A 17,484-nucleotide genomic window follows, 5' to 3' on the forward strand; every position below is an offset into this window, starting at 1 on the left:
GCCGCTGCGGCCGGCCTACTGCAGCCCGCCGTCGCAGGCGGTCGGCTTCTGCGCGCTGTCGTCCGTGAAGTCGACGCTGGTGCGCTTGTTGCCGGCCGGCCCCGTGTGCGCCGGCCACTCGCTCTGCAGCCAGGTGTAGCGCCACACATAGGGGCCACCGGCCTTCGCCGGCGCGTCGTAGGCGATGCGCAGGCTGCCGCGGCTTTCGTCGTGGCAGTGCTTCGAGGTCTTGTATTCCTTCTCGCTGAAGCAGGCACGAATCGACCGCGAGCACCAGTACGGGACGCCCTCGCGCGCGGCCTTGGCGCGCTGCCCGGGCGGCGTGTCCAGCGGCACGAAGTCGGCCGTCACATAGGACGCGCCGCCGCCCGAATAGCTTTCCGATTCGCGCTGGGTCACGGCCACGGCCCAGCGGCCCTCGGCCAGCGGGTAGAGCACCGGCGCGAGGGCCAGGTGCAGCTCGGGGTCGTCGCTGCGGCGGTCGCGCTGCTGCGAGGCCACGTAGGTCGAGAAATCGTGCAGCTGCGCGAGCTGCCAGCCGCCGGCGCCGGTGTCGCGCTTCAGGCGCGCCATGGCCAGGGGCTTTTCCGAGGTGAGCAGGTAGTCGTCGGGCGCGGCGCCGTCGCGCGGGCGGTGCAGCTTCAGCGCCTGCGCATCGCAGGGCTGCGGCAGCAAGGCGCACAGGTGGGCGCGCCACATGGCGTCGACGGCCTCGGGCGTCTTGACGGCCACGAAGACCTGGGCTGCGGGCGCAGCGAGCACGGGGCCGGCCAGCCACGAGACAAGAAGACCGACGATCCCGGCAAGAGGCAGCTTTTTCATGGGGCGCAATGGTAGCCATCGCGGGAAGCCCTGGCAGAGGGGTCATCGGGGTTTCTCCGGCCGCGCCCCGGCCCGACCGGGCGACAATGGGGGGCTCCGGCGAAAGTCCATTTCGCCCAATGAAATTTCAGCCCTCTCGACAACCCAGAACCTACGGAAGCAAGCGCATGAGCACGAAGCAACCCACCATCGTCTACACCCTCACCGACGAGGCGCCCCTGCTGGCGACCTACGCCTTCCTGCCCATCGTGCGCGCCTTCACGGCTCCGGCCGGCATCAACGTGACGACGAGCGACATCTCGGTGGCCGCCCGCATCCTGGGCGAGTTCCCCGAGTTCCTGAGCGACGACCAGAAGGTGCCCGACAACCTGGCCGAACTGGGCAAGCTCACGCTCAAGCCTGAAGCCAACATCATCAAGCTGCCCAACATCAGCGCCTCGGTGTCGCAGCTCAAGTCGGCCATCAAGGAACTGCAGGGCAAGGGCTACAAGATCCCCGACTACCCGGAGAACCCGACCTCGGACGAGGACAAGGACATCCGCACGCGCTACAACAAGTGCACCGGCAGCGCCGTGAACCCCGTGCTGCGCGAAGGCAACTCCGACCGCCGCGCGCCCCGCGCCGTGAAGGAATACGCCCGCAAGAACCCGCACAGCATGGCCGAGTGGAGCCAGGCCTCGCGCTCGCACGTCTCGCACATGCACGGCGGCGACTTCTATCACGGCGAAAAGTCCATGACCCTGGACCGCGCCCGCAACGTCAAGATGGAACTGCTGACCAAGAGCGGCAAGACCATCGTGCTCAAGCCCAAGGTCGCCCTGCTCGACCGCGAGATCATCGACTCCATGTTCATGAGCAAGAAGGCCCTGCTGGCCTTCTATGAAAAGGAAATCGAAGACGCGCACAAGACCGGCGTCATGTTCTCGCTGCACGTGAAGGCCACGATGATGAAGGTCTCGCACCCCATCGTGTTCGGCCACTGCGTGAAGATCTTCTACAAGGAAGCCTTCGAGAAACACGGCAAGCTGTTCGACGAGCTGGGCATCAACGTCAACAACGGCATGGTCGACCTGTACAACAAGATCGCCACGCTGCCCCAGAGCACGCAGGACGAGATCAAGCGCGACCTGCACGCCTGCCACGAAGGCCGCCCCGAGCTGGCCATGGTCGACTCGGCCAAGGGCATCACCAACTTCCACTCGCCCAACGACGTGATCGTGGACGCCTCGATGCCCGCGATGATCCGCAACGGCGGCAAGATGTGGGGCGCCGACGGCCGCCTGAAGGACGTCAAGGCCGTGATGCCCGAATCGACCTTCGCCCGCATCTACCAGGAGATCATCAACTTCTGCAAGTGGCACGGCGCCTTCGACCCCAAGACCATGGGCACCGTGCCCAACGTCGGCCTCATGGCCCAGAAGGCCGAAGAGTACGGCTCGCACGACAAGACCTTCGAGATCCCCGAAGACGGCGTGGCCAACATCACCGACCTGGACACCGGCGAAGTGCTGATGAGCGAAGACGTGGAAAAGGGCGACATCTGGCGCATGTGCCAGGTCAAGGACGCCGCGATCCGCGACTGGGTGAAGCTGGCCGTGAACCGCGCGCGCAACTCCGGCATGCCGGTCGTGTTCTGGCTCGACGCCTACCGCCCGCACGAAGCGCAGCTGATCACCAAGGTCAAGATGTACCTGCACGAGCACGACACCACGGGCCTGGACATCCAGATCATGAGCCAGGTGCGCGCCATGCGCTACACGCTGGAGCGCGTCGTGCGCGGCCTGGACACCATCAGCGCCACCGGCAACATCCTGCGCGACTACCTCACCGACCTGTTCCCCATCATGGAACTGGGCACCTCGGCCAAGATGCTGTCGATCGTGCCGCTCATGGCCGGCGGCGGCATGTACGAGACCGGCGCGGGCGGCTCGGCCCCCAAGCACGTGCAGCAGCTGGTGGAAGAAAACCACCTGCGCTGGGATTCGCTGGGCGAGTTCCTCGCGCTGGCCGTGAGCCTGGAAGACCTGGGCCTGAAGACCGGCAACGCACAGGCCAAGATCCTGGCCAAGACGCTCGACGCCGCCACCGGCCAGCTGCTGGACAACAACAAGAACCCGTCGCCCAAGACCGGTCAGCTGGACAACCGCGGCAGCCAGTTCTACCTGGCCATGTACTGGGCCCAGGAACTCGCCGCGCAGACCGAGGACAAGGAGCTGCAGGCCAAGTTCAAGAAGCTGGCCGAAGCGCTCACCGCCAACGAGAAGAAGATCGTCGACGAACTCGCGGCCGTGCAGGGCAAGGCCGTGGACATCGGCGGCTACTACCTGGCCGACCCGAAGAAGTACGAAGCCGTGATGCGCCCGAGCGCCACGCTGAACGCGGTGCTGGCACCGGCGGTCTGATCCCGCTGCGTTGCGCCTCCCGGGCCTGACCAGGCCCGGAAGTGCCCACACCAACGGCCTGTCGCTCACGCGGCGGGCCGTTGGTCTTTGTGCGCGACTAGACTCCGATTTCTCCCGCCCCCACTGCACGCAAGAAAGAAAGGCAGGCCCCTCATGAAACGCCATTGGCTTGCTGTTGCCGCCGCCTGGCCCCTGCTCATGGCCGCCGGCAGCGCCCATGCCCAGAGCCCCACTCAGAGCAACTGCGAAACGCTGCGCGCCCAGATCGAAGCGAAGATCGCCGCATCGGGCGTGACGAACTTCAGCGTCGTCACCATCGATGCCGCCGCCACGGCGAGCGGACAGGTGGTGGGCAGCTGCGAGCTGGGCACGAAGAAGATCGTCTACCAGCGCGAAGGCGGCGCGGCCTCGCCGCCCCCGAGCGCCACCTCGGCGCCCGCGTCGCGCGGCGAGCCCATCCTCACCGAATGCAAGGACGGCTCGGTGTCCATGGGCGGCAGCTGCAGGCCCTGAGGGCCGACACGGCATCCCATGGCCTGGTCCGCGCTGCGCCTCTTCTTCGGCCTGCTGACCCTGGTGGCGATCAGCTGGCAGCTGGCGATCCATGTCCGCATGGGCTTCGACGTCGTCAACTTCTTCAGCTTCTTCACCAACCTCTCGAACCTGTTCGCGGCGATCGTGCTGGTACTGGGGGCGCGTCGCCTCTGGCGGCCGGCGTCCACGGGACCCGACGAAGGGCTGCGCGCCCTGTCGGCCGTGAACATGGCGGTGGTCGGCATCGTCTTCTCGCTGCTGCTGCGCGACGTCGACCTCGGCGCGCTGCGGCCGTGGATCAACACGCTGCTGCACCACGTGATGCCCTGCGTCGTGCTGCTCGACTGGCTGCTGCAACCGCCGCGCAGGCGCCTCGGCGGCCGGCAGCTGCTGTGGACGCTGGTCTTCCCGATGGCCTACCTGGTCTACACGCTGGTGCGCGGCAGTCGCACCGGCTGGTACCCCTACCCCTTCCTCAACCCCGCCAACGTCGGCGGCTACGGCGGCGTGGCCCTCTACGCCGCAGGCATCGCGCTGACCTTCGGGCTGGCGGGATGGGGGCTGCTGGCGTTGGGGAATCGGCTGGGCCGGCGCGCCTGACGCGGCCCCGCGCACGACCCGCCTGTTTCTGCATTTCGCAGGATCAGGCAAAAACCTCGTTCGATCCGGATACCGCCTCAGGCCCCTTCGCCCCGAGACTCATCCCCATGCCCGGCGCACCCCTTGCGCCATGGCGCATCGACCCGCATGAGGAGTTTTGTATGAGTGCAATCCAGGACACAGTGGTTCTCGTCACCGGCGCCAGCAGCGGCATCGGCGAGGCGACGGCGCGGCGGCTCGCGCGGCGCGGCGCCCATGTGGTGCTCGGCGCGCGCCGCACCGAACGGCTCGCGGCGCTCGCGGCCGAGATCAATGCCACCGGCGGCTCGGCGAGCTTCCGGCGGCTGGACGTGACGCACCGGCCCGACATGGAGGCCTTTGCCGAGTTCGCCCTCGACACGCACGACCGCATCGACGTGCTGGTGAACGCCGCCGGCGTGATGCCGCTGTCGCCACTGTGGCAGCGCAAGATCGAGGAGTGGGAGCTGATGATCGACGTCAACCTGCGCGGCATGCTGCTGGGCGTGGCGGCCGTGCTGCCCACGATGCAGGAGCAGGGCTGGGGCCACATCGTCAACGTCGCGCCGGTGGCCATGGGCGGCGCCACGCCCGACTCGGCCGTGTACCACGGCACGCAGTACGCGGTGCAGGCGATTTCCGAAGGGCTGCGGCGGGAACACGCGGGGCGCGTGCACGTCTCGCTGGTGAGCCCCGACGTGGCCGAGGCCGCCGACCCGCTGGCCGAGCGCATCGCCGACAGCTACGCCTTCGAGCGCATGCGCACGCGGCGGCGGCTGACAACACCCGTCGAGGGCGTGGCGCGTGCCATTGCCGGGGCGATCGAGGGCGCGCGCTACGGCATGGCGGGCCCCGGCTGGCGCCCGGCCCCGACGCCGCGGCCGAAGCCGGCGGCACCGGTGTACTGACCGAGCGCCGGGCCTCAGTAGCTCTTGTACGGCAGGAACTTGCCCGACAGCACCACGTTGACGCGGTCGCCCTTCGGGTCGGGCTGGCGCTGGATGTCCATGCTGAAGTCGATGGCGCTCATGATGCCGTCGCCGAACTCTTCATGGATCAGTTCCTTGATGGTGGTGCCGTACACGCTCACCACCTCGTACCAGCGGTAGATCAGCGGATCGGTCGGCACGGGCGTGGGCAGCGAGCCCTTGTAGGGCACGACCTGAAGCCACTTCTGCTCCTCGGGCGTGAGACCGAAGATCTTGCCGACGGCCTTGGCCTGCTTGTCGTCGAGCGTCATCTGGCCGAGGCAGGCGGCGGTGGTCCACTCCTTCGACAGGCCGACCTTTTTGGCCACGTCGGCCCACTGAATGCCTTTGGACACCCTCACGGTGATGATCTTCTCGGTGACGTCGTTGCGGTTCATGTGGCTTGGCTCCTGGGTTGAAACGGATGCAACAGGGCTAGCAACAGACATGCCCAGCTGACTTGCTCCTCCCCCGCTGGGGGAGGGCTGGGGTGGGGGCACGCGGCCTCCGAAAAAGCATGGCGTCTGTTCGAAGGCCTGCCCCCATCCCCGCCGTCCCCCGGAAGGGGAAGGAGCAAGACCGGCTCAGCGCTCCCAGCGGAACTTGCGCTCCGATTCCGCAATGGGCTGGTCGTTGATGCTCGCATAGCGCCTTTGCATCAGCCCGTTCTGCGCAAACTCCCAGTTCTCGTTGCCATGGCTGCGGAACCACTGGCCCGCGGCGTCGTGCCATTCGTACTCGAAGCGCACCGCGATGCGGTTGTCCATGAAGGCCCACAGCTGCTTCTTCAGGCGGTAGTCGTGCTCGCGCTCCCACTTGCGCGACAGGAACTCGACCACCTGCTCGCGGCCATTGACGAAGTCCGCGCGGTTGCGCCATTCGGTGTCGGGCGTGTAGGCCAGGCTCACGCGCGCGGGGTCGCGCGAGTTCCAGGCGTCTTCCGCGGCCTGGACTTTCTGGAGGGCGGATTCAAGGGTGAAGGGCGGCAGCGGCGGGCGGGATTCCATGGCGGTCTTTCAGTCAAGAAATGAAGTGATGAAGGCCCGCAATGTGCCATGAGTAGACAGACCTGTCTACATGCCTACAATCGCCGCATGGACATCTCTGCACTGCCCGCGCGCGAGCGCATCCTGCTCACGGCGCACGAGCTCTTCTATGCCGACGGCATCCGCGCCACCGGCATCGACCGCGTGATCGCCGCGTCGGGCGTCACCAAGGTCACCTTCTACCGGCACTTCCCCTCGAAGGACGACCTGGTGCGCGCCTTTCTCGACCATCGGCATGGCGTGTGGATGGCCTGGTTCGTCGATGCGCTGGGCCGGCGCGACGCGCAGCAGCACATCGCGCAGGGGCAGGCGCTGCCGGTGCTGGCCGATGTGATGGCCGAATGGTTCGCTGACCCGCTGTTTCGGGGCTGTGCCTTCATCAACTCGGTGGTGGAAGTGGGGGCCAGCGTGGCCGGCGCCGCCGACATCGCGCGCGAGCACAAGCGCGAGATGGTCGAGGTGATCGCCGGCCTGCTGCCCGACGGCCCGCAGCGCATGGCCGTTGCACAGGCGGCCGCGCTCGGCGTCGATGGTGCCATCGTCAAGGCGCAGATGGGCGATGCGGCCCTGGCGCGCGAGGCGGTCGACGACCTGCGGCGGCTGCTCGATGCGCTGGTCGCCCTTCGATAACATCGCATCGCTCACTCCCTTCCAAAAAGCACATGGCATCGACGCGACTCCCCTCGACCCAGGGCCTGCAGGCCTTCGAGGCCGTCGCGCGGCTGCGCAGCGTGAACCTGGCAGCCGAAGAGCTCAGCGTGACGCCCAGCGCCGTGAGCCACCGCATCCGCCAGCTCGAGACGCAGCTCGAGCTCAAGCTCTTCACGGGCAACGACTTCGGCCTGAGCGCCGACGGCGTGGCCTACCTGGCGCGCGTGCGCGAGGCCATTGCGGCGCTGCAGCAGGTGCCGGGGCGCGAGCCCGCGTCGCAGGTGCGGCGGCTGCGCGTGGCCGTCACGCCCACCTTCTCGCGCCAGATGCTGCTGCCCCGGCTGGCCGAGTTCCGCGACGCCTACCCGACCATCGAGCTGATGCTGCAGGTGACCATGCCGGTGCGCAACTTCACGGCCGAAGACGCCGACATCGAGCTGCGCTTCGGCACCGGCCCGTTCCACGACCGCGAGTTCTGCCAGCTGCTGGCCGACGACGTCTCGCCGGTGTGCAGCCCGGCCTACCTGGAACGCCACGGCCCCTTCGAGCAGCACTTCTCGACCGATGCCGAGGTGGCGCGCGTGCAGCTGCTGCGCACGCCGCTGGAGTCGTGGCGCATCTGGTTCAAGGCCTGCGGCATCGGCCTGCCCGAACCGGCCGTTGGCCACCAGTTCAACGACCTGGGCCTGGCGCTCGATGCGGCCGCCGAAGACTTCGGCGTGGTGCTCATGCACCTGCGGCTGGGCCGCGCCTGGCTGGACAACGGCCGGCTGGTGCGCCTGTCGCCGCACAGCGCGCCCTCGCCCAACGCCTACTTCCTGTGCTGGCGCCCCGGCACCATGGAGCGCTGGGAATGCGCCACCTTCGTCGAATGGCTGCGCCAGGCGCTGCGCGAGCCGGGCTGAATAATTTTCAGCCGGGGTGTGGGCTTTTTTCAGGTCGCCGGCGCGTTTCCCCTGCAGACTCGACCCCCGGCGCTGCCGTGGCCCACATGGCCCGGCCCGCCCTGACCCCCATAACACCAGCCAGGAGACCTCCCCCGTGCCCGACCTTTCCAAGATCACCTGCATCGAAGACCTGCGGGCGATCGCCCAGCGGCGCGTGCCGAAGATGTTCTACGACTACGCCGATTCCGGCGCCTGGACCGAGGGCACCTACCGCGCCAACGAGAGCGACTTCCAGAAGATCAAGCTGCGCCAGCGCGTGGCCGTGAACATGGAAGGCCGGTCCACCCGCACCACCATGATCGGCCAGGAGGTGGCCATGCCCGTGGCCATCGCGCCCACGGGCCTGACCGGCATGCAGCACGCCGACGGCGAAATTTTGGGCGCGCGCGCGGCCAAGGCCTTCGGCATTCCGTTCACGCTCTCGACCATGAGCATCTGCTCGCTGGAAGACATTGCCGAGAACACCGACCGCCACCCCTTCTGGTTCCAGCTCTACGTGATGAAGGACCGCGACTTCATCGAACGCCTGATCGACCGCGCCAAGGCCGCCAACGTGTCGGCACTGCAGCTCACGCTCGACCTGCAGATCCTCGGCCAGCGCCACAAGGACATCAAGAACGGCCTGTCGACGCCGCCCAAGCCCACCATCAAGAACCTCATCAACCTGGCGACCAAGCCGCGCTGGTGCATGGGCATGCTGGGCACCAAGCGCCGCACCTTCGGCAACATCGCCGGCCACGCCAAGGGCGTGAAAGACCTGTCGTCGCTGTCGTCGTGGACCGCCGAACAGTTCGACCCGGCCCTGAGCTGGGCGGACGTCGAATGGATCAAGAAGCGCTGGGGCGGCAAGCTGATCCTCAAGGGCATCATGGACACGGAAGACGCACGCCTGGCCGTGGCCAGCGGCGCCGACGCGCTCATCGTGTCGAACCATGGCGGGCGCCAGCTCGACGGCGCGCCCTCCTCCATCGCCGCGCTGCCGGCCATCGCCGACGCCGTGGGCAGCCAGATCGAAGTGTGGATGGACGGCGGCGTGCGCAGCGGCCAGGACGTGCTCAAGGCCCGCGCGCTCGGCGCACGCGGCACGCTGATCGGCCGCAGCTTCCTGTACGGCCTGGGCGCCTACGGCCAGGAAGGCGTGACGCGCGCGCTGCAGATCATCCACAAGGAACTGGACATCACGATGGCCTTCTGCGGTCGCACGCAGATCGACGATGTGAAGTCGGACATCCTGTTGCCGGGGACGTTCTGACGCGGTCTGGCAGGGCCACGCCCGACGGTTACCCGCTCACTTCGTGAACCGTCGGAACGGCGCGCTCAACAGGCAGCCCAGCCAGAGCGTCGCCAGCCCGTCCGATGCCTCGTCGTGCCAGCCGCTCTTGTCGTTCCAGAGCAGCATCCTGTCATCGATGCTCACGCTCCACCTGGCATCCGGCAGCACTTCGCGGCGAATCCGGTTGAGGCAGGCCACCCAGTGGCTGGCCCCCTTGTGCATGGCGAACGCCTTGTTGTCGGGGAGTTTCGTGGCGCCTTCCAGTACCTTTCCCCCGGTGAGTCCGGACGCCTCGTAGAGCGTGAAGGTCTCCCAGTTGAGGCCCTTACCTGAATGCGCATGGCGGTCGGCTTCGTCGACTTTGTCGAAGGCAGCCACGATCGCGTCCAGGCGCTGCGCTTCCTCGCGGGTCAGGGGACTGTCTCGTCTTGCGTCGTAGTAGATGCTGAAGCTCATGGAGCCGATTTCTGATGAACAGGATCGACGAGGGTAATGGCTCTGAGCTGCGCCCTGGTGCATTCGATGCGGTGGGGCTAACTCGTTCACGATCGGTTTGCGATTGCCACGGCAAGCAAACTACTTGCGTCACGGTCATTGCTGATTCCAGCGCGACCTGCTGCATGTGCATGAGACAGCTCTCCCTAAGATTTTGAGGAGGCCACAACGGTCCAACAGGGAGAGAAAAATGACAGTACAGAACTCACGCAGCACCGCGCGACGCGATTCGATGAATGCCGGCCTGTGGCTGGTGCTGAGCGCGCTGATGTGGGCCGTATCGATTCCGGTCCTCAATGTCCTGCTCACCGGCCTGGCGCGACGCCAGGCCCTGACATTGACGGGGACCGGTGTAGCCCTCGTCGCCTGCGCCCTGCTCTTGTGGGCGGGACTGATCTACTGGTGGCAGGTCCCAGCCACCCCCAGCATCGCAAGACGCGTGACGTACTTCATTGCCTACGTCACCGTCATGGCGCTGCTGGGGCTGATCGGCGTGTGGGCCGCCTTCTGGGCCACCGTTGCCATCCACGGGCTCTGAGCGCGATGCGCGCGGCCGACAACCTCAGTCCGCGTACACCCCCGCCGCCTTGATGATCGGGCTCCACTTTGCAATCTCCGCCGCCACGAACTTCTTGTGCCCCTCGGGCTCGATGCGGCCGTCGGTGGCGACCACGGCGCCCAGCGCTTCCTCGCGCTTGATGAAGTCCGCATCTTTCAGTGCCGCTTTCAGCGCATCGCTGATCTTCTTGAGCACCGGCGCGGGCGTGCCCTTGGGCGCGTACAGGCCGTGCCAGATCGTCACCTGGAAGTTCTTCAGGCCGGCCTCGTCGAGCGTGGGCAGGTCTTTCAAGAGCGGCGTGGTCAGGCGCTTGGGCGTGGTCACGGCATAGGCCTTGACCTTCTTCGCCTCGATCTGCGGCGAGGTGTTGGTGCTCTGGTCGCACAGGAGGTCGATCTGGCCGCCGATGAGGTCGGTGATGGCGGGTGCCGTGCCCTTGTAGGGCACGGGCGTCATTTCGGTCTTCGTGGCGCTCTGGTAGAGCAAACCGCACAGGTGCGAGGCCGAGCCGATGCCCGCGTTGCCCAAGTTGATCTTGCCCTTGTTGGCGGCGATCCAGGCGGTCAGTTCCTTGTAGTTGGTGGCCGGCAGGCTGGGCTTGGCGATGAGCGTCATGGGCACGTCGTTGACGATGCCCAGGTACTCGAAGTCGGTCTCGACCTTGAACGGCACGTTGCGCACCAGCGTCGGCACGGTCGCCATCGCGATGTGGTTGAGCAGCAGCGTGTAGCCGTCGGGGTTGGCGCGCGCGACCTTGGCCGCGCCGATGGAGCTGCCTGCGCCGGGCACGTTGTCGATGATGACGCTGGCGCCGCCCAGCGGCTTGCGCAGCGCCTCGGCGAGGTCGCGCGCCACGCGGTCGGTCGGGCCGCCGGCCGCGAACGGCACGACGATGGTCACGGGCTTGCCCGCGGGAAAGTCCTGCGCGTGAGCGCACACAGCCAGGGCCATCGCCGCGAGGGCGAACAGTTTTTTCATGAAAGTCTCCGTCAAGGTCAAAAAGAAAAATCAGGGGGCGCGCGAAGGCACGCGGCTTTCGAGCGTCGGGGGTTGCCACTCGGGTTGGATGTGGCAGCCGTTCTTGCCGTCGGTGTCGTAGCGCGGCATGAGCGACGCGCAACGTTGCGCCAGGCTCTGGGGCGTGGGCTTCTCGCCCTTGTCGATCCAGTCGAGCAATGCGCCGAAGAGCGCGGGGTATTCCGAATCGCTGAGGTAGCTGTGCTCGCGCTCGGCGCTGAAGCTCTGCACCAGGTGCCCGCCGGTGCCGGCCGCATCGCGGATGCGGCGGTAGGCGTTCTCGAGTTCGACGAACGCCGTGGGGTCGTCGATGGCATGCAGGCCCACGGTGGGCAGCGAGGTGCGGCCGGTGGGCTGGCTGTCGGCCGCGAGTGCGCCCTGGGCCTGCGGGTCGGCCGCGTAGCGCAGCACGCCGGCGTTGAGCGCCGCATCGTCGGCCGAGCCGCTGTAGACCACGCCGATGTTGCCGAAGGGGTTGCGGCCCTTCAGGCGCTGCTGCACGAGGTCCTGGAACAGCCACGTCGCCCAGTTGAGGTGGCCGACGAGCGAGCGTTCGGGAATCTTCACGACCGACAGGATGGTCTTCAGCCGCGCCGCCTGTTCGGGCGTGCGCTGCGCAGCGGGCGTGCCGACGCCGGTGCAGTCCTTGACGCGCGCGGCGAGTTCCGCGCGCGTGAGCTTCGCGTCCATCGGCAGGCCCATCCACAGCGGGTACTGCGGCTCGTCGGGCTTGGGATGGTTGCGGCAGACGTACTGGTAGACCACGCGCAGGTCGAGCCGGAAGTCGTAGGCGCTGTTGCCGCCGCCGAGCACGCCGCTGGTGAGCAGCAGGCCGTCGTAGGGCGACTTCGCATCGCCCACGGGCGCATAGAGCTCGGCCGCCTTCGCTGCCACGCCCGCGCCGTAGCTCTGCCCGTGCAGCAGCGTGCGCTGGGGCGTGCCGAAGTGGCGCACGACGATCTGGCGCAGCCGCTCGGTGTCTTCGGCCGCCATCGTCACCCCGTAGCCGCCGCGCCGGTAGGTGGAGCCGGCCCAGGCATAGCCGGCCTTCACGGTGATGGCCCAGCGCTTGAGGTCTTCCTCGCTGCGCGCGAGCTTGGGCGCGCCGGTTTCGGGCCCGCCGTGCGCGTGCATCACGAGCACGCCGCGCTGCCAGTCTTTGGGAATGGCGATCCAGTAGAACGAGCCCGCACCGTCTTCACCGGTGTAGCAGCGCGCGGTCTCGGGCACGGGCGACGGGCAGGCCGCGGGCTTCGGCGCGGTGGCGGGAACCGCGTGCGCGGACAGCAGCGGCGCCGCACCCATCCAAGCGAAGACGGCAAGTTGCGAGAGGTATTTTTTCAATGGCGTACTCCGAGGTCCAGCGCCGCGTTCGCTCCACCGGTGGAGACGAAGGCCACGACGCCGCTGTTGAAGAGGAGATGGCCCGGCCGGCCGGCACCGGTCTGCGCCACGCCGAGCACCGGCGTGTCGTAGCCCAGCGTGGTGGCCGCGCCGCCGAGGTTGAAGGCCGTGCCGACCACGGTGGCCTCGCGGCCCTCGCCCTTCACGCTGGCCATGGCATAGCTGCCATCGGCCGCGCCGGGCATCAGGGCCTGCTGCACCGCGAGCAGGCGCAGGCCCGGCTGGATGACGGTGGCCACGCCGCTGGGGGTGTCGCCCGCCGGCACGGCGGTGGCCACGCGCCGCAGGTACAGCGGCGTGGACACGCCGTTGACCAATCCGATCACCACCGAGCCAGTGAGCGTGCCGCCCTCGGTCTCGGCGGTGCCGCTCGACGAGGTCGAGGTCGTGTACATGTCGAAGGCCCCGCGCGCCGTGCTGTAGCTGAGGTAGCCCTTCTCGGTGTTCTTGCAGGTCTGGTCGTAGGTCATGAAGCTGTTCGACGCCGGGCTGCGGCAGAACTGGAAGGTGCCCGCATTGCGCAGCCGCCCCGCCGACGAGAACGCCGCCGTGGTGCCCGCGCCGAGCTGCTCCACACCGGCCGCATTGAAGATCAGCGACACCGAGCGGAAGTCCGTCGACGGCGACACATTCTGGAAGGTGTTCTGGAACGCCACCAGCGGCGAGAAGCCACTGCCGCTCGGCGGATTCACGCCGCCCAGCAGCACGCCGCCGGCGCCGAAGCTGAACACCGCCCCGCTCTCGCCGCTCGTGTAGCTGCAGCTGCCCTGCGACACGAGCGAGCCGCTGCGCTGCGTGCCGACCCGCGTGGGTACGTGGCTGGCATCGATGGTCACGGTGTAGGCCAGGGTGGCCGGGTCGATCTGCACCTGCAGTTCCTCGCCGAAGCTGTTGCCGCCTTTGTAGCGCGTGGCGCTCGCCGGCAGGTTGGGGCAAGCCAACGGGTCGCCGACCTCGGTCACACAGCTGTAGTTGACGGCCGCATCGAGGCTGCCGCTGCCGCGGTACTTGGGCCACGACGGAAACTGGCACAGCGGGCGCGTGCGGCCGTAACTGCCGGGCACAGCGTCCACCGCCACGGGCGTGGCGGGCGCGAGGCCGGCCTCGACCCAGCCTTCGAGCGCCGCGAGCGAGTCCCAGCTGGGAATGAAGCTGCCGGTGCCGTGGCCCATGCCGGGCACGGTGTAGAAGCGCACGTTCTGCGTGACCGCGGCCTGGCCCAGCGTGGCGACGAGTTGCCGGTAGTAGTCGATGGTCGAGTTGGGGCTGATCACCTCGTCGGCCAGGCCGTGCAGCATGATCAGCTTGCCGCCGCGCGCGAAGAAGGGCGCGAGGTTCGGGTCGGTCGCGTCGGTGAGCTTCGAGACCTCGGCCACGCGCGCCGCGTACGTTCCGGGGTTCTGCGGATCGAAAGTGAGCGTGTTGAAACCGGCATCGCGCGTGACGAAGAACTTCACCCACTGGTCGCCCGTGACATACATGTTGGCGTCGGCCGAGGTGGCGGGGTTGCCCGGCGCCTTGCGTGTGCCGAGGTCGCGCGTGGTGTACGGGCCGGCCACGAGCGCACCTTCGAGCAGGTTGTAGCCCCCCGCGCGCTTCACGCCGTTGGCAAGCGAATAACTCGTGAACTCGAGCGGTGATTCGATGGCGTGCACCGTGTCGATCTGCGCGTCCGACAGGCAGGTGTCGGCCGTGTCCGCGCCGTTGGGGCAGCGCAGCGACGCGAGGATCTGCGTGTTGAGCTGGCGGCAGCTCTCCACATTGCTCACGATGTTGTCGATCGCGCCGTCGAGCTTGTCGCAGGCCTGCATCGCGGCCTTCTGCACCAGCAGCGTCTCCGTCAGGTTGAGCCAGCCCTTGCCGCCGTCGTTGTACAGCGCGCGGCCCACCGCCACGTTCGACAGGCGCGTGCCGGTGTAGTTGAGCGCGGGCTCGTTGGCGATCACGCCGTCGTAGTCCTGCGGCCAGCGCTGGATGTAGCTCAGCGCGTCGCGCCCGCCGGTCGAAGTGCCGAGGAAGTAGGCGTGCCTGGGCTGCACTGCGTAGCGCGCGAACACCAGCGCCTGCGCCACGTCGCGCGTCTTCTTGAGCGACTGGCCGCCGTAGTTGGCCAGTTGCTCGTCATTGGCCGCGAACTTGCCGTCGGTGATGCTGCTCGACTGGTGGCCCGAGTCGTCGCCGTAGGTCGCGTAGCCCAGCGCCAGCGGCGCGGGCTTGCCGGCGGGGCCGAAGCGGATGACCTCGGTGCCGTCGATCAGCACACCGTCGAAGCCGCCGCCGCCGAAGTGGATGGTCTTCTGGTTCCACTGCTCGGGCAGGTTGACCGCGAAGTGGATGAGCTGCGAAGCCGGGTCCACCGGCGCGATGGTGCCGCGCACGCGGCAGTAGTCGCCCAGCGTGTTGCCCGCATCGCCGGCGGCCACGGGCGTGGCGCTGGTGACGGTCGCGCCCTGTGTGGGCAGGCTGATGAGTGAGGCGGGCAGGCTTTTGCCGGCGAAGTCGGCGCAGGCCACGACGGGCAGCACGGGCGGGGGCACCGTGCCCGGCGGCTCCTCGGCAGGCGGGTTGTTGCCGCTGGCGGGCGGCGGGGTCGGCAGGAAGAAGCCGGGGCTTCCCCCTCCCCCGCTGCCGCCACCACAGGCGGCCAGGACCAACGACGCGCCAATCAGCGCAACGACGACACGAAACTTCGAGGCAGGGCGCGGTGTGCGCATGGATTTGTCTCCGGCATGCAGCCTCGGTGGACTGCTTTTTGAATAGGCGGCCGGACGATAGATTCCGTGTGACTCAGGGTCAAATAAAATAACAAGGCCTATTCAATACAAAAAACATATGGATATACGCGCCCTGAGGTACTTCGTGGCCGTGGCCGGCACCGGCCACATGACGCGCGCCGCCGAGCAGCTGGGCATCCAGCAGCCGCCGCTGAGCCTGCAGATCAAGGCGCTGGAGCGCGAGCTGGGCGTGCTGCTGTTCAAGCGCCATCCGCGCGGCGTGGCGCTCACCGACGCCGGCCGGCTGTTCCAGGCCGAGGCGCTGCGCATGCTGCAGGACATGGAGGCCATGAAGCAGCGCATGGCGCGCGTGGCCCAGGGCCAGACCGGCACGCTGGCGGTCGGCTTCACCAGCTCGGCCGCGGCGCACCGCTTCATGCCCGAGGCGCTGCGCGCCTTTCGCCGCGCGCACCCCGGCGTGGAGCTGCAGCTGCGCGAAGACAACGCCGCCGAACTCACCGAGGCGCTGGCCGCGGGCCGGCTGCACTGCGGCCTGCTGCGCGTGCCGGTGGCGCGGCCCGAGGGGCTGGTGTTCGAGACGCTGCTGCGCGAGCCCGTGTGGGTCGCGATGCCGAGCGATCACCGCTTCGCGCCACCTGCAAACGGCAAGAAGCCCACGAAGCCGCTGCCACTGTCGAAACTCTGTGAAGAGGGCATCATCCTCGTGCGCCGCCCGGGCGCGCCCGGCCTCTATGCCGAGCTGCTCGCGCTGTGCCACGCGCAGGGCCTGCGCCCGCGCGTGGTGGCCGAAATCGATCGCATGATGACCAATCTGAACCTCGTGGCCGCGGGCGTCGGCCTGTCGGTGGTGCCGACCTCGATGACCGGCGTGCACGCGCACGCCATCGCCTACACGCGGCTGGCCGATGGCGGCCAGCTCGACGCACCGCTCACGCTGGTGTCGCGTGCCGACGAAGACAACCTGCCGGCGCGGCACTTCGCGGCGCTGCTGCGCGGGCTGGCCGAGGGGAACGCTGCCGCATGACCGTGCCGCTGCTGCGCCGCCATTTCCTGCAACGCATCGGCTTCGCGGCTGCGTGCGCATTGCCGCACCTGTCGCACGCCGCCTCGTCGCCCTGGCCCAGCCGCCCCGTGCGCCTGATCGTGGTCTACCCGCCGGGCGGCGTGAGCGACGGCATGGCGCGTGCGCTGGCCGAGCCGCTGGCGCAGTCGCTGGGCGTGCCGGTGCTCATCGAACACCGCGCCGGCGCGGGCGGCAGCCTGGGCATGGACGCACTCGCACGCGCCACGCCCGACGGCCACACGCTGGCCTTTTCGGCCATCAGCCCGCTCACCCTGCACCCGCTGCTCGCGCGCGCGCCCTACGACCCGCTGCGCGCCTTCGTGCCCGTGGCCAGCGTGATGCGCACGCCGGTGCTGGTCGTCGGCACGCCGGCCTTCGCGGGCCGCGGCTTTGCCGAGTTGATCGCGCTGGCGCGCCGCCAGCCCGGCGCGGTGCGCTGGGCCACCTCGGGCGTGGCGACCATCGGCCACATGGTGCTCGCCCAGGTGCGCCTGCAAAGCCGCACCGACATCACGCACATCCCCTACCAGGGCGGCGGTCCGCAGCTCAACGACGCGCTCGGCGGGCAGTTCGAGGTGCTGTCGACCAACGTCGCGGCGCAGCAGCTGCAGTACATCGAGAGCGGCCGGCTGCAGGCGCTGGCGGTCGGCGCGCCCGCGCGCATCGAAGCCTTGCCCGCCGTGCCCACGCTCGCAGAGCTGGGCTACGAGAAGGCGAACCGCGATTCGCTCTTCGGCATCTTCGCGCCCGCGCGCACGCCGACGGCGGTGGTGCAGCGCCTCAACGGCGAGATCAACCGGCTGCTGCAAGGCGACCCGCTGCGCGCGCGCCTACGCGAGGCCTACAACCTGCCGGCCGGGGGGAGCATCGACGACTTCGCGCAGGAGATCGCGGCGGACCGGCGGCGCAACCGCGCGCTGGTGGCGGGGGCGCGGGCGCAGTTCGACTGA

At 68.5% G+C, this 17,484-nt stretch carries 17 protein-coding genes; 10 read left to right on the forward strand and 7 right to left on the reverse strand.

What is annotated here, in order from left to right:
- Positions 1-15: 15 nt before the first annotated feature.
- On the reverse strand, positions 16-822 hold the full coding sequence (locus ACAM42_RS25895) for a hypothetical protein (RefSeq protein ID WP_369629851.1): 807 nt from the start codon (positions 820-822) through the stop codon (positions 16-18).
- A 167-nt stretch (positions 823-989) separates the two neighbouring features.
- Here ACAM42_RS25895 and ACAM42_RS25900 point away from each other — a divergent pair, with 167 nt between their 5' ends.
- The 4 genes from ACAM42_RS25900 to ACAM42_RS25915 all read left to right on the forward strand — a co-directional run bounded on the left by ACAM42_RS25900 (position 990) and on the right by ACAM42_RS25915 (position 5,284).
- Complete coding sequence (locus tag ACAM42_RS25900; protein WP_095949616.1) at positions 990-3,224, forward strand: NADP-dependent isocitrate dehydrogenase; 2,235 nt, start codon at positions 990-992, stop codon at positions 3,222-3,224.
- A gap of 153 nt (positions 3,225-3,377) precedes the next feature.
- Entirely contained in the window at positions 3,378-3,737 is a 360-nt protein-coding gene (locus ACAM42_RS25905) for a DUF1161 domain-containing protein (RefSeq protein WP_369629852.1), read from the forward strand.
- 18 nt (positions 3,738-3,755) lie between these two features.
- Positions 3,756-4,358: a Pr6Pr family membrane protein gene (locus tag ACAM42_RS25910; protein WP_369629853.1), complete on the forward strand. Its 603-nt coding sequence runs from the start codon at positions 3,756-3,758 to the stop codon at positions 4,356-4,358.
- A gap of 161 nt (positions 4,359-4,519) precedes the next feature.
- On the forward strand, positions 4,520-5,284 hold the full coding sequence (locus ACAM42_RS25915) for an SDR family oxidoreductase (RefSeq protein WP_354342666.1): 765 nt from the start codon (positions 4,520-4,522) through the stop codon (positions 5,282-5,284).
- Positions 5,285-5,298: 14 nt separating this feature from the next.
- Here ACAM42_RS25915 and cynS read toward each other — a convergent pair whose 3' ends face one another.
- Positions 5,299-5,742: a cyanase gene (gene cynS / locus ACAM42_RS25920; protein WP_369629854.1), complete on the reverse strand. Its 444-nt coding sequence runs from the start codon at positions 5,740-5,742 to the stop codon at positions 5,299-5,301.
- A 186-nt stretch (positions 5,743-5,928) separates the two neighbouring features.
- A complete protein-coding gene (locus tag ACAM42_RS25925) occupies positions 5,929-6,351 on the reverse strand; it encodes a DUF1348 family protein (protein WP_369629855.1) in 423 nt (140 codons plus the stop codon).
- Positions 6,352-6,438: 87 nt separating this feature from the next.
- Here ACAM42_RS25925 and ACAM42_RS25930 point away from each other — a divergent pair, with 87 nt between their 5' ends.
- The 3 genes from ACAM42_RS25930 to ACAM42_RS25940 all read left to right on the forward strand — a co-directional run bounded on the left by ACAM42_RS25930 (position 6,439) and on the right by ACAM42_RS25940 (position 9,240).
- Positions 6,439-7,020 (forward strand): TetR/AcrR family transcriptional regulator, encoded by a 582-nt coding sequence (locus ACAM42_RS25930; protein WP_369629856.1) that lies wholly within the window; start codon positions 6,439-6,441, stop codon positions 7,018-7,020.
- Between the two features lie 32 nt (positions 7,021-7,052).
- On the forward strand, positions 7,053-7,946 hold the full coding sequence (locus tag ACAM42_RS25935) for a LysR substrate-binding domain-containing protein (protein ID WP_062478020.1): 894 nt from the start codon (positions 7,053-7,055) through the stop codon (positions 7,944-7,946).
- A 136-nt stretch (positions 7,947-8,082) separates the two neighbouring features.
- Positions 8,083-9,240: an alpha-hydroxy acid oxidase gene (locus ACAM42_RS25940; RefSeq protein WP_307694872.1), complete on the forward strand. Its 1,158-nt coding sequence runs from the start codon at positions 8,083-8,085 to the stop codon at positions 9,238-9,240.
- A 36-nt stretch (positions 9,241-9,276) separates the two neighbouring features.
- Here the strand turns inward: ACAM42_RS25940 and ACAM42_RS25945 are convergent, their stop codons facing one another.
- The gene (locus ACAM42_RS25945; protein ID WP_070062185.1) at positions 9,277-9,717 is read right to left on the reverse strand and encodes a hypothetical protein; all 441 of its coding nucleotides are present in this window, start codon (positions 9,715-9,717) and stop codon (positions 9,277-9,279) included.
- A 229-nt stretch (positions 9,718-9,946) separates the two neighbouring features.
- Between ACAM42_RS25945 and ACAM42_RS25950 the strand changes: the two genes are divergently transcribed.
- Positions 9,947-10,294 carry a hypothetical protein gene (locus ACAM42_RS25950; RefSeq protein WP_369629857.1) on the forward strand — a complete coding sequence of 116 codons (348 nt, stop codon included), beginning with the start codon at positions 9,947-9,949 and terminating at the stop codon, positions 10,292-10,294.
- A 24-nt stretch (positions 10,295-10,318) separates the two neighbouring features.
- Here the strand turns inward: ACAM42_RS25950 and ACAM42_RS25955 are convergent, their stop codons facing one another.
- The 3 genes from ACAM42_RS25955 to ACAM42_RS25965 are packed head-to-tail and all read right to left on the reverse strand — an operon-like array spanning position 10,319 to position 15,450.
- Positions 10,319-11,293 carry a tripartite tricarboxylate transporter substrate-binding protein gene (locus ACAM42_RS25955; protein WP_062478011.1) on the reverse strand — a complete coding sequence of 325 codons (975 nt, stop codon included), beginning with the start codon at positions 11,291-11,293 and terminating at the stop codon, positions 10,319-10,321.
- A gap of 30 nt (positions 11,294-11,323) precedes the next feature.
- Positions 11,324-12,676 (reverse strand): alpha/beta hydrolase family protein, encoded by a 1,353-nt coding sequence (locus ACAM42_RS25960; RefSeq protein ID WP_369629858.1) that lies wholly within the window; start codon positions 12,674-12,676, stop codon positions 11,324-11,326.
- Positions 12,673-15,450 (reverse strand): tannase/feruloyl esterase family alpha/beta hydrolase, encoded by a 2,778-nt coding sequence (locus tag ACAM42_RS25965; protein ID WP_369629859.1) that lies wholly within the window; start codon positions 15,448-15,450, stop codon positions 12,673-12,675. Before ACAM42_RS25965 ends, ACAM42_RS25960 begins: the two co-directional genes overlap by 4 nt.
- A gap of 118 nt (positions 15,451-15,568) precedes the next feature.
- Here ACAM42_RS25965 and ACAM42_RS25970 point away from each other — a divergent pair, with 118 nt between their 5' ends.
- Both ACAM42_RS25970 and ACAM42_RS25975 read left to right on the forward strand, forming a co-directional pair.
- On the forward strand, positions 15,569-16,495 hold the full coding sequence (locus ACAM42_RS25970; protein WP_369629860.1) for a LysR family transcriptional regulator: 927 nt from the start codon (positions 15,569-15,571) through the stop codon (positions 16,493-16,495).
- Complete coding sequence (locus tag ACAM42_RS25975; RefSeq protein ID WP_369629861.1) at positions 16,492-17,484, forward strand: Bug family tripartite tricarboxylate transporter substrate binding protein; 993 nt, start codon at positions 16,492-16,494, stop codon at positions 17,482-17,484. Before ACAM42_RS25970 ends, ACAM42_RS25975 begins: the two co-directional genes overlap by 4 nt.

The organism is Variovorax sp. V35 (assembly GCF_041154465.1).
GTDB lineage: Bacteria > Pseudomonadota > Gammaproteobacteria > Burkholderiales > Burkholderiaceae_C > Variovorax > Variovorax boronicumulans.

Coding starts and splice junctions, on each gene's coding strand:
- ACAM42_RS25895 (WP_369629851.1), bottom strand. CDS start 822: ATGAAAAAGCTGCCTCTTGCCGGGATCGTCGGTCTTCTTGTCTCGTGG.
- ACAM42_RS25900 (WP_095949616.1), top strand. CDS start 990: ATGAGCACGAAGCAACCCACCATCGTCTACACCCTCACCGACGAGGCG.
- ACAM42_RS25905 (WP_369629852.1), top strand. CDS start 3,378: ATGAAACGCCATTGGCTTGCTGTTGCCGCCGCCTGGCCCCTGCTCATG.
- ACAM42_RS25910 (WP_369629853.1), top strand. CDS start 3,756: ATGGCCTGGTCCGCGCTGCGCCTCTTCTTCGGCCTGCTGACCCTGGTG.
- ACAM42_RS25915 (WP_354342666.1), top strand. CDS start 4,520: ATGAGTGCAATCCAGGACACAGTGGTTCTCGTCACCGGCGCCAGCAGC.
- cynS (WP_369629854.1), bottom strand. CDS start 5,742: ATGAACCGCAACGACGTCACCGAGAAGATCATCACCGTGAGGGTGTCC.
- ACAM42_RS25925 (WP_369629855.1), bottom strand. CDS start 6,351: ATGGAATCCCGCCCGCCGCTGCCGCCCTTCACCCTTGAATCCGCCCTC.
- ACAM42_RS25930 (WP_369629856.1), top strand. CDS start 6,439: ATGGACATCTCTGCACTGCCCGCGCGCGAGCGCATCCTGCTCACGGCG.
- ACAM42_RS25935 (WP_062478020.1), top strand. CDS start 7,053: ATGGCATCGACGCGACTCCCCTCGACCCAGGGCCTGCAGGCCTTCGAG.
- ACAM42_RS25945 (WP_070062185.1), bottom strand. CDS start 9,717: ATGAGCTTCAGCATCTACTACGACGCAAGACGAGACAGTCCCCTGACC.
- ACAM42_RS25950 (WP_369629857.1), top strand. CDS start 9,947: ATGACAGTACAGAACTCACGCAGCACCGCGCGACGCGATTCGATGAAT.
- ACAM42_RS25955 (WP_062478011.1), bottom strand. CDS start 11,293: ATGAAAAAACTGTTCGCCCTCGCGGCGATGGCCCTGGCTGTGTGCGCT.
- ACAM42_RS25965 (WP_369629859.1), bottom strand. CDS start 15,450: ATGCGCACACCGCGCCCTGCCTCGAAGTTTCGTGTCGTCGTTGCGCTG.
- ACAM42_RS25970 (WP_369629860.1), top strand. CDS start 15,569: ATGGATATACGCGCCCTGAGGTACTTCGTGGCCGTGGCCGGCACCGGC.
- ACAM42_RS25975 (WP_369629861.1), top strand. CDS start 16,492: ATGACCGTGCCGCTGCTGCGCCGCCATTTCCTGCAACGCATCGGCTTC.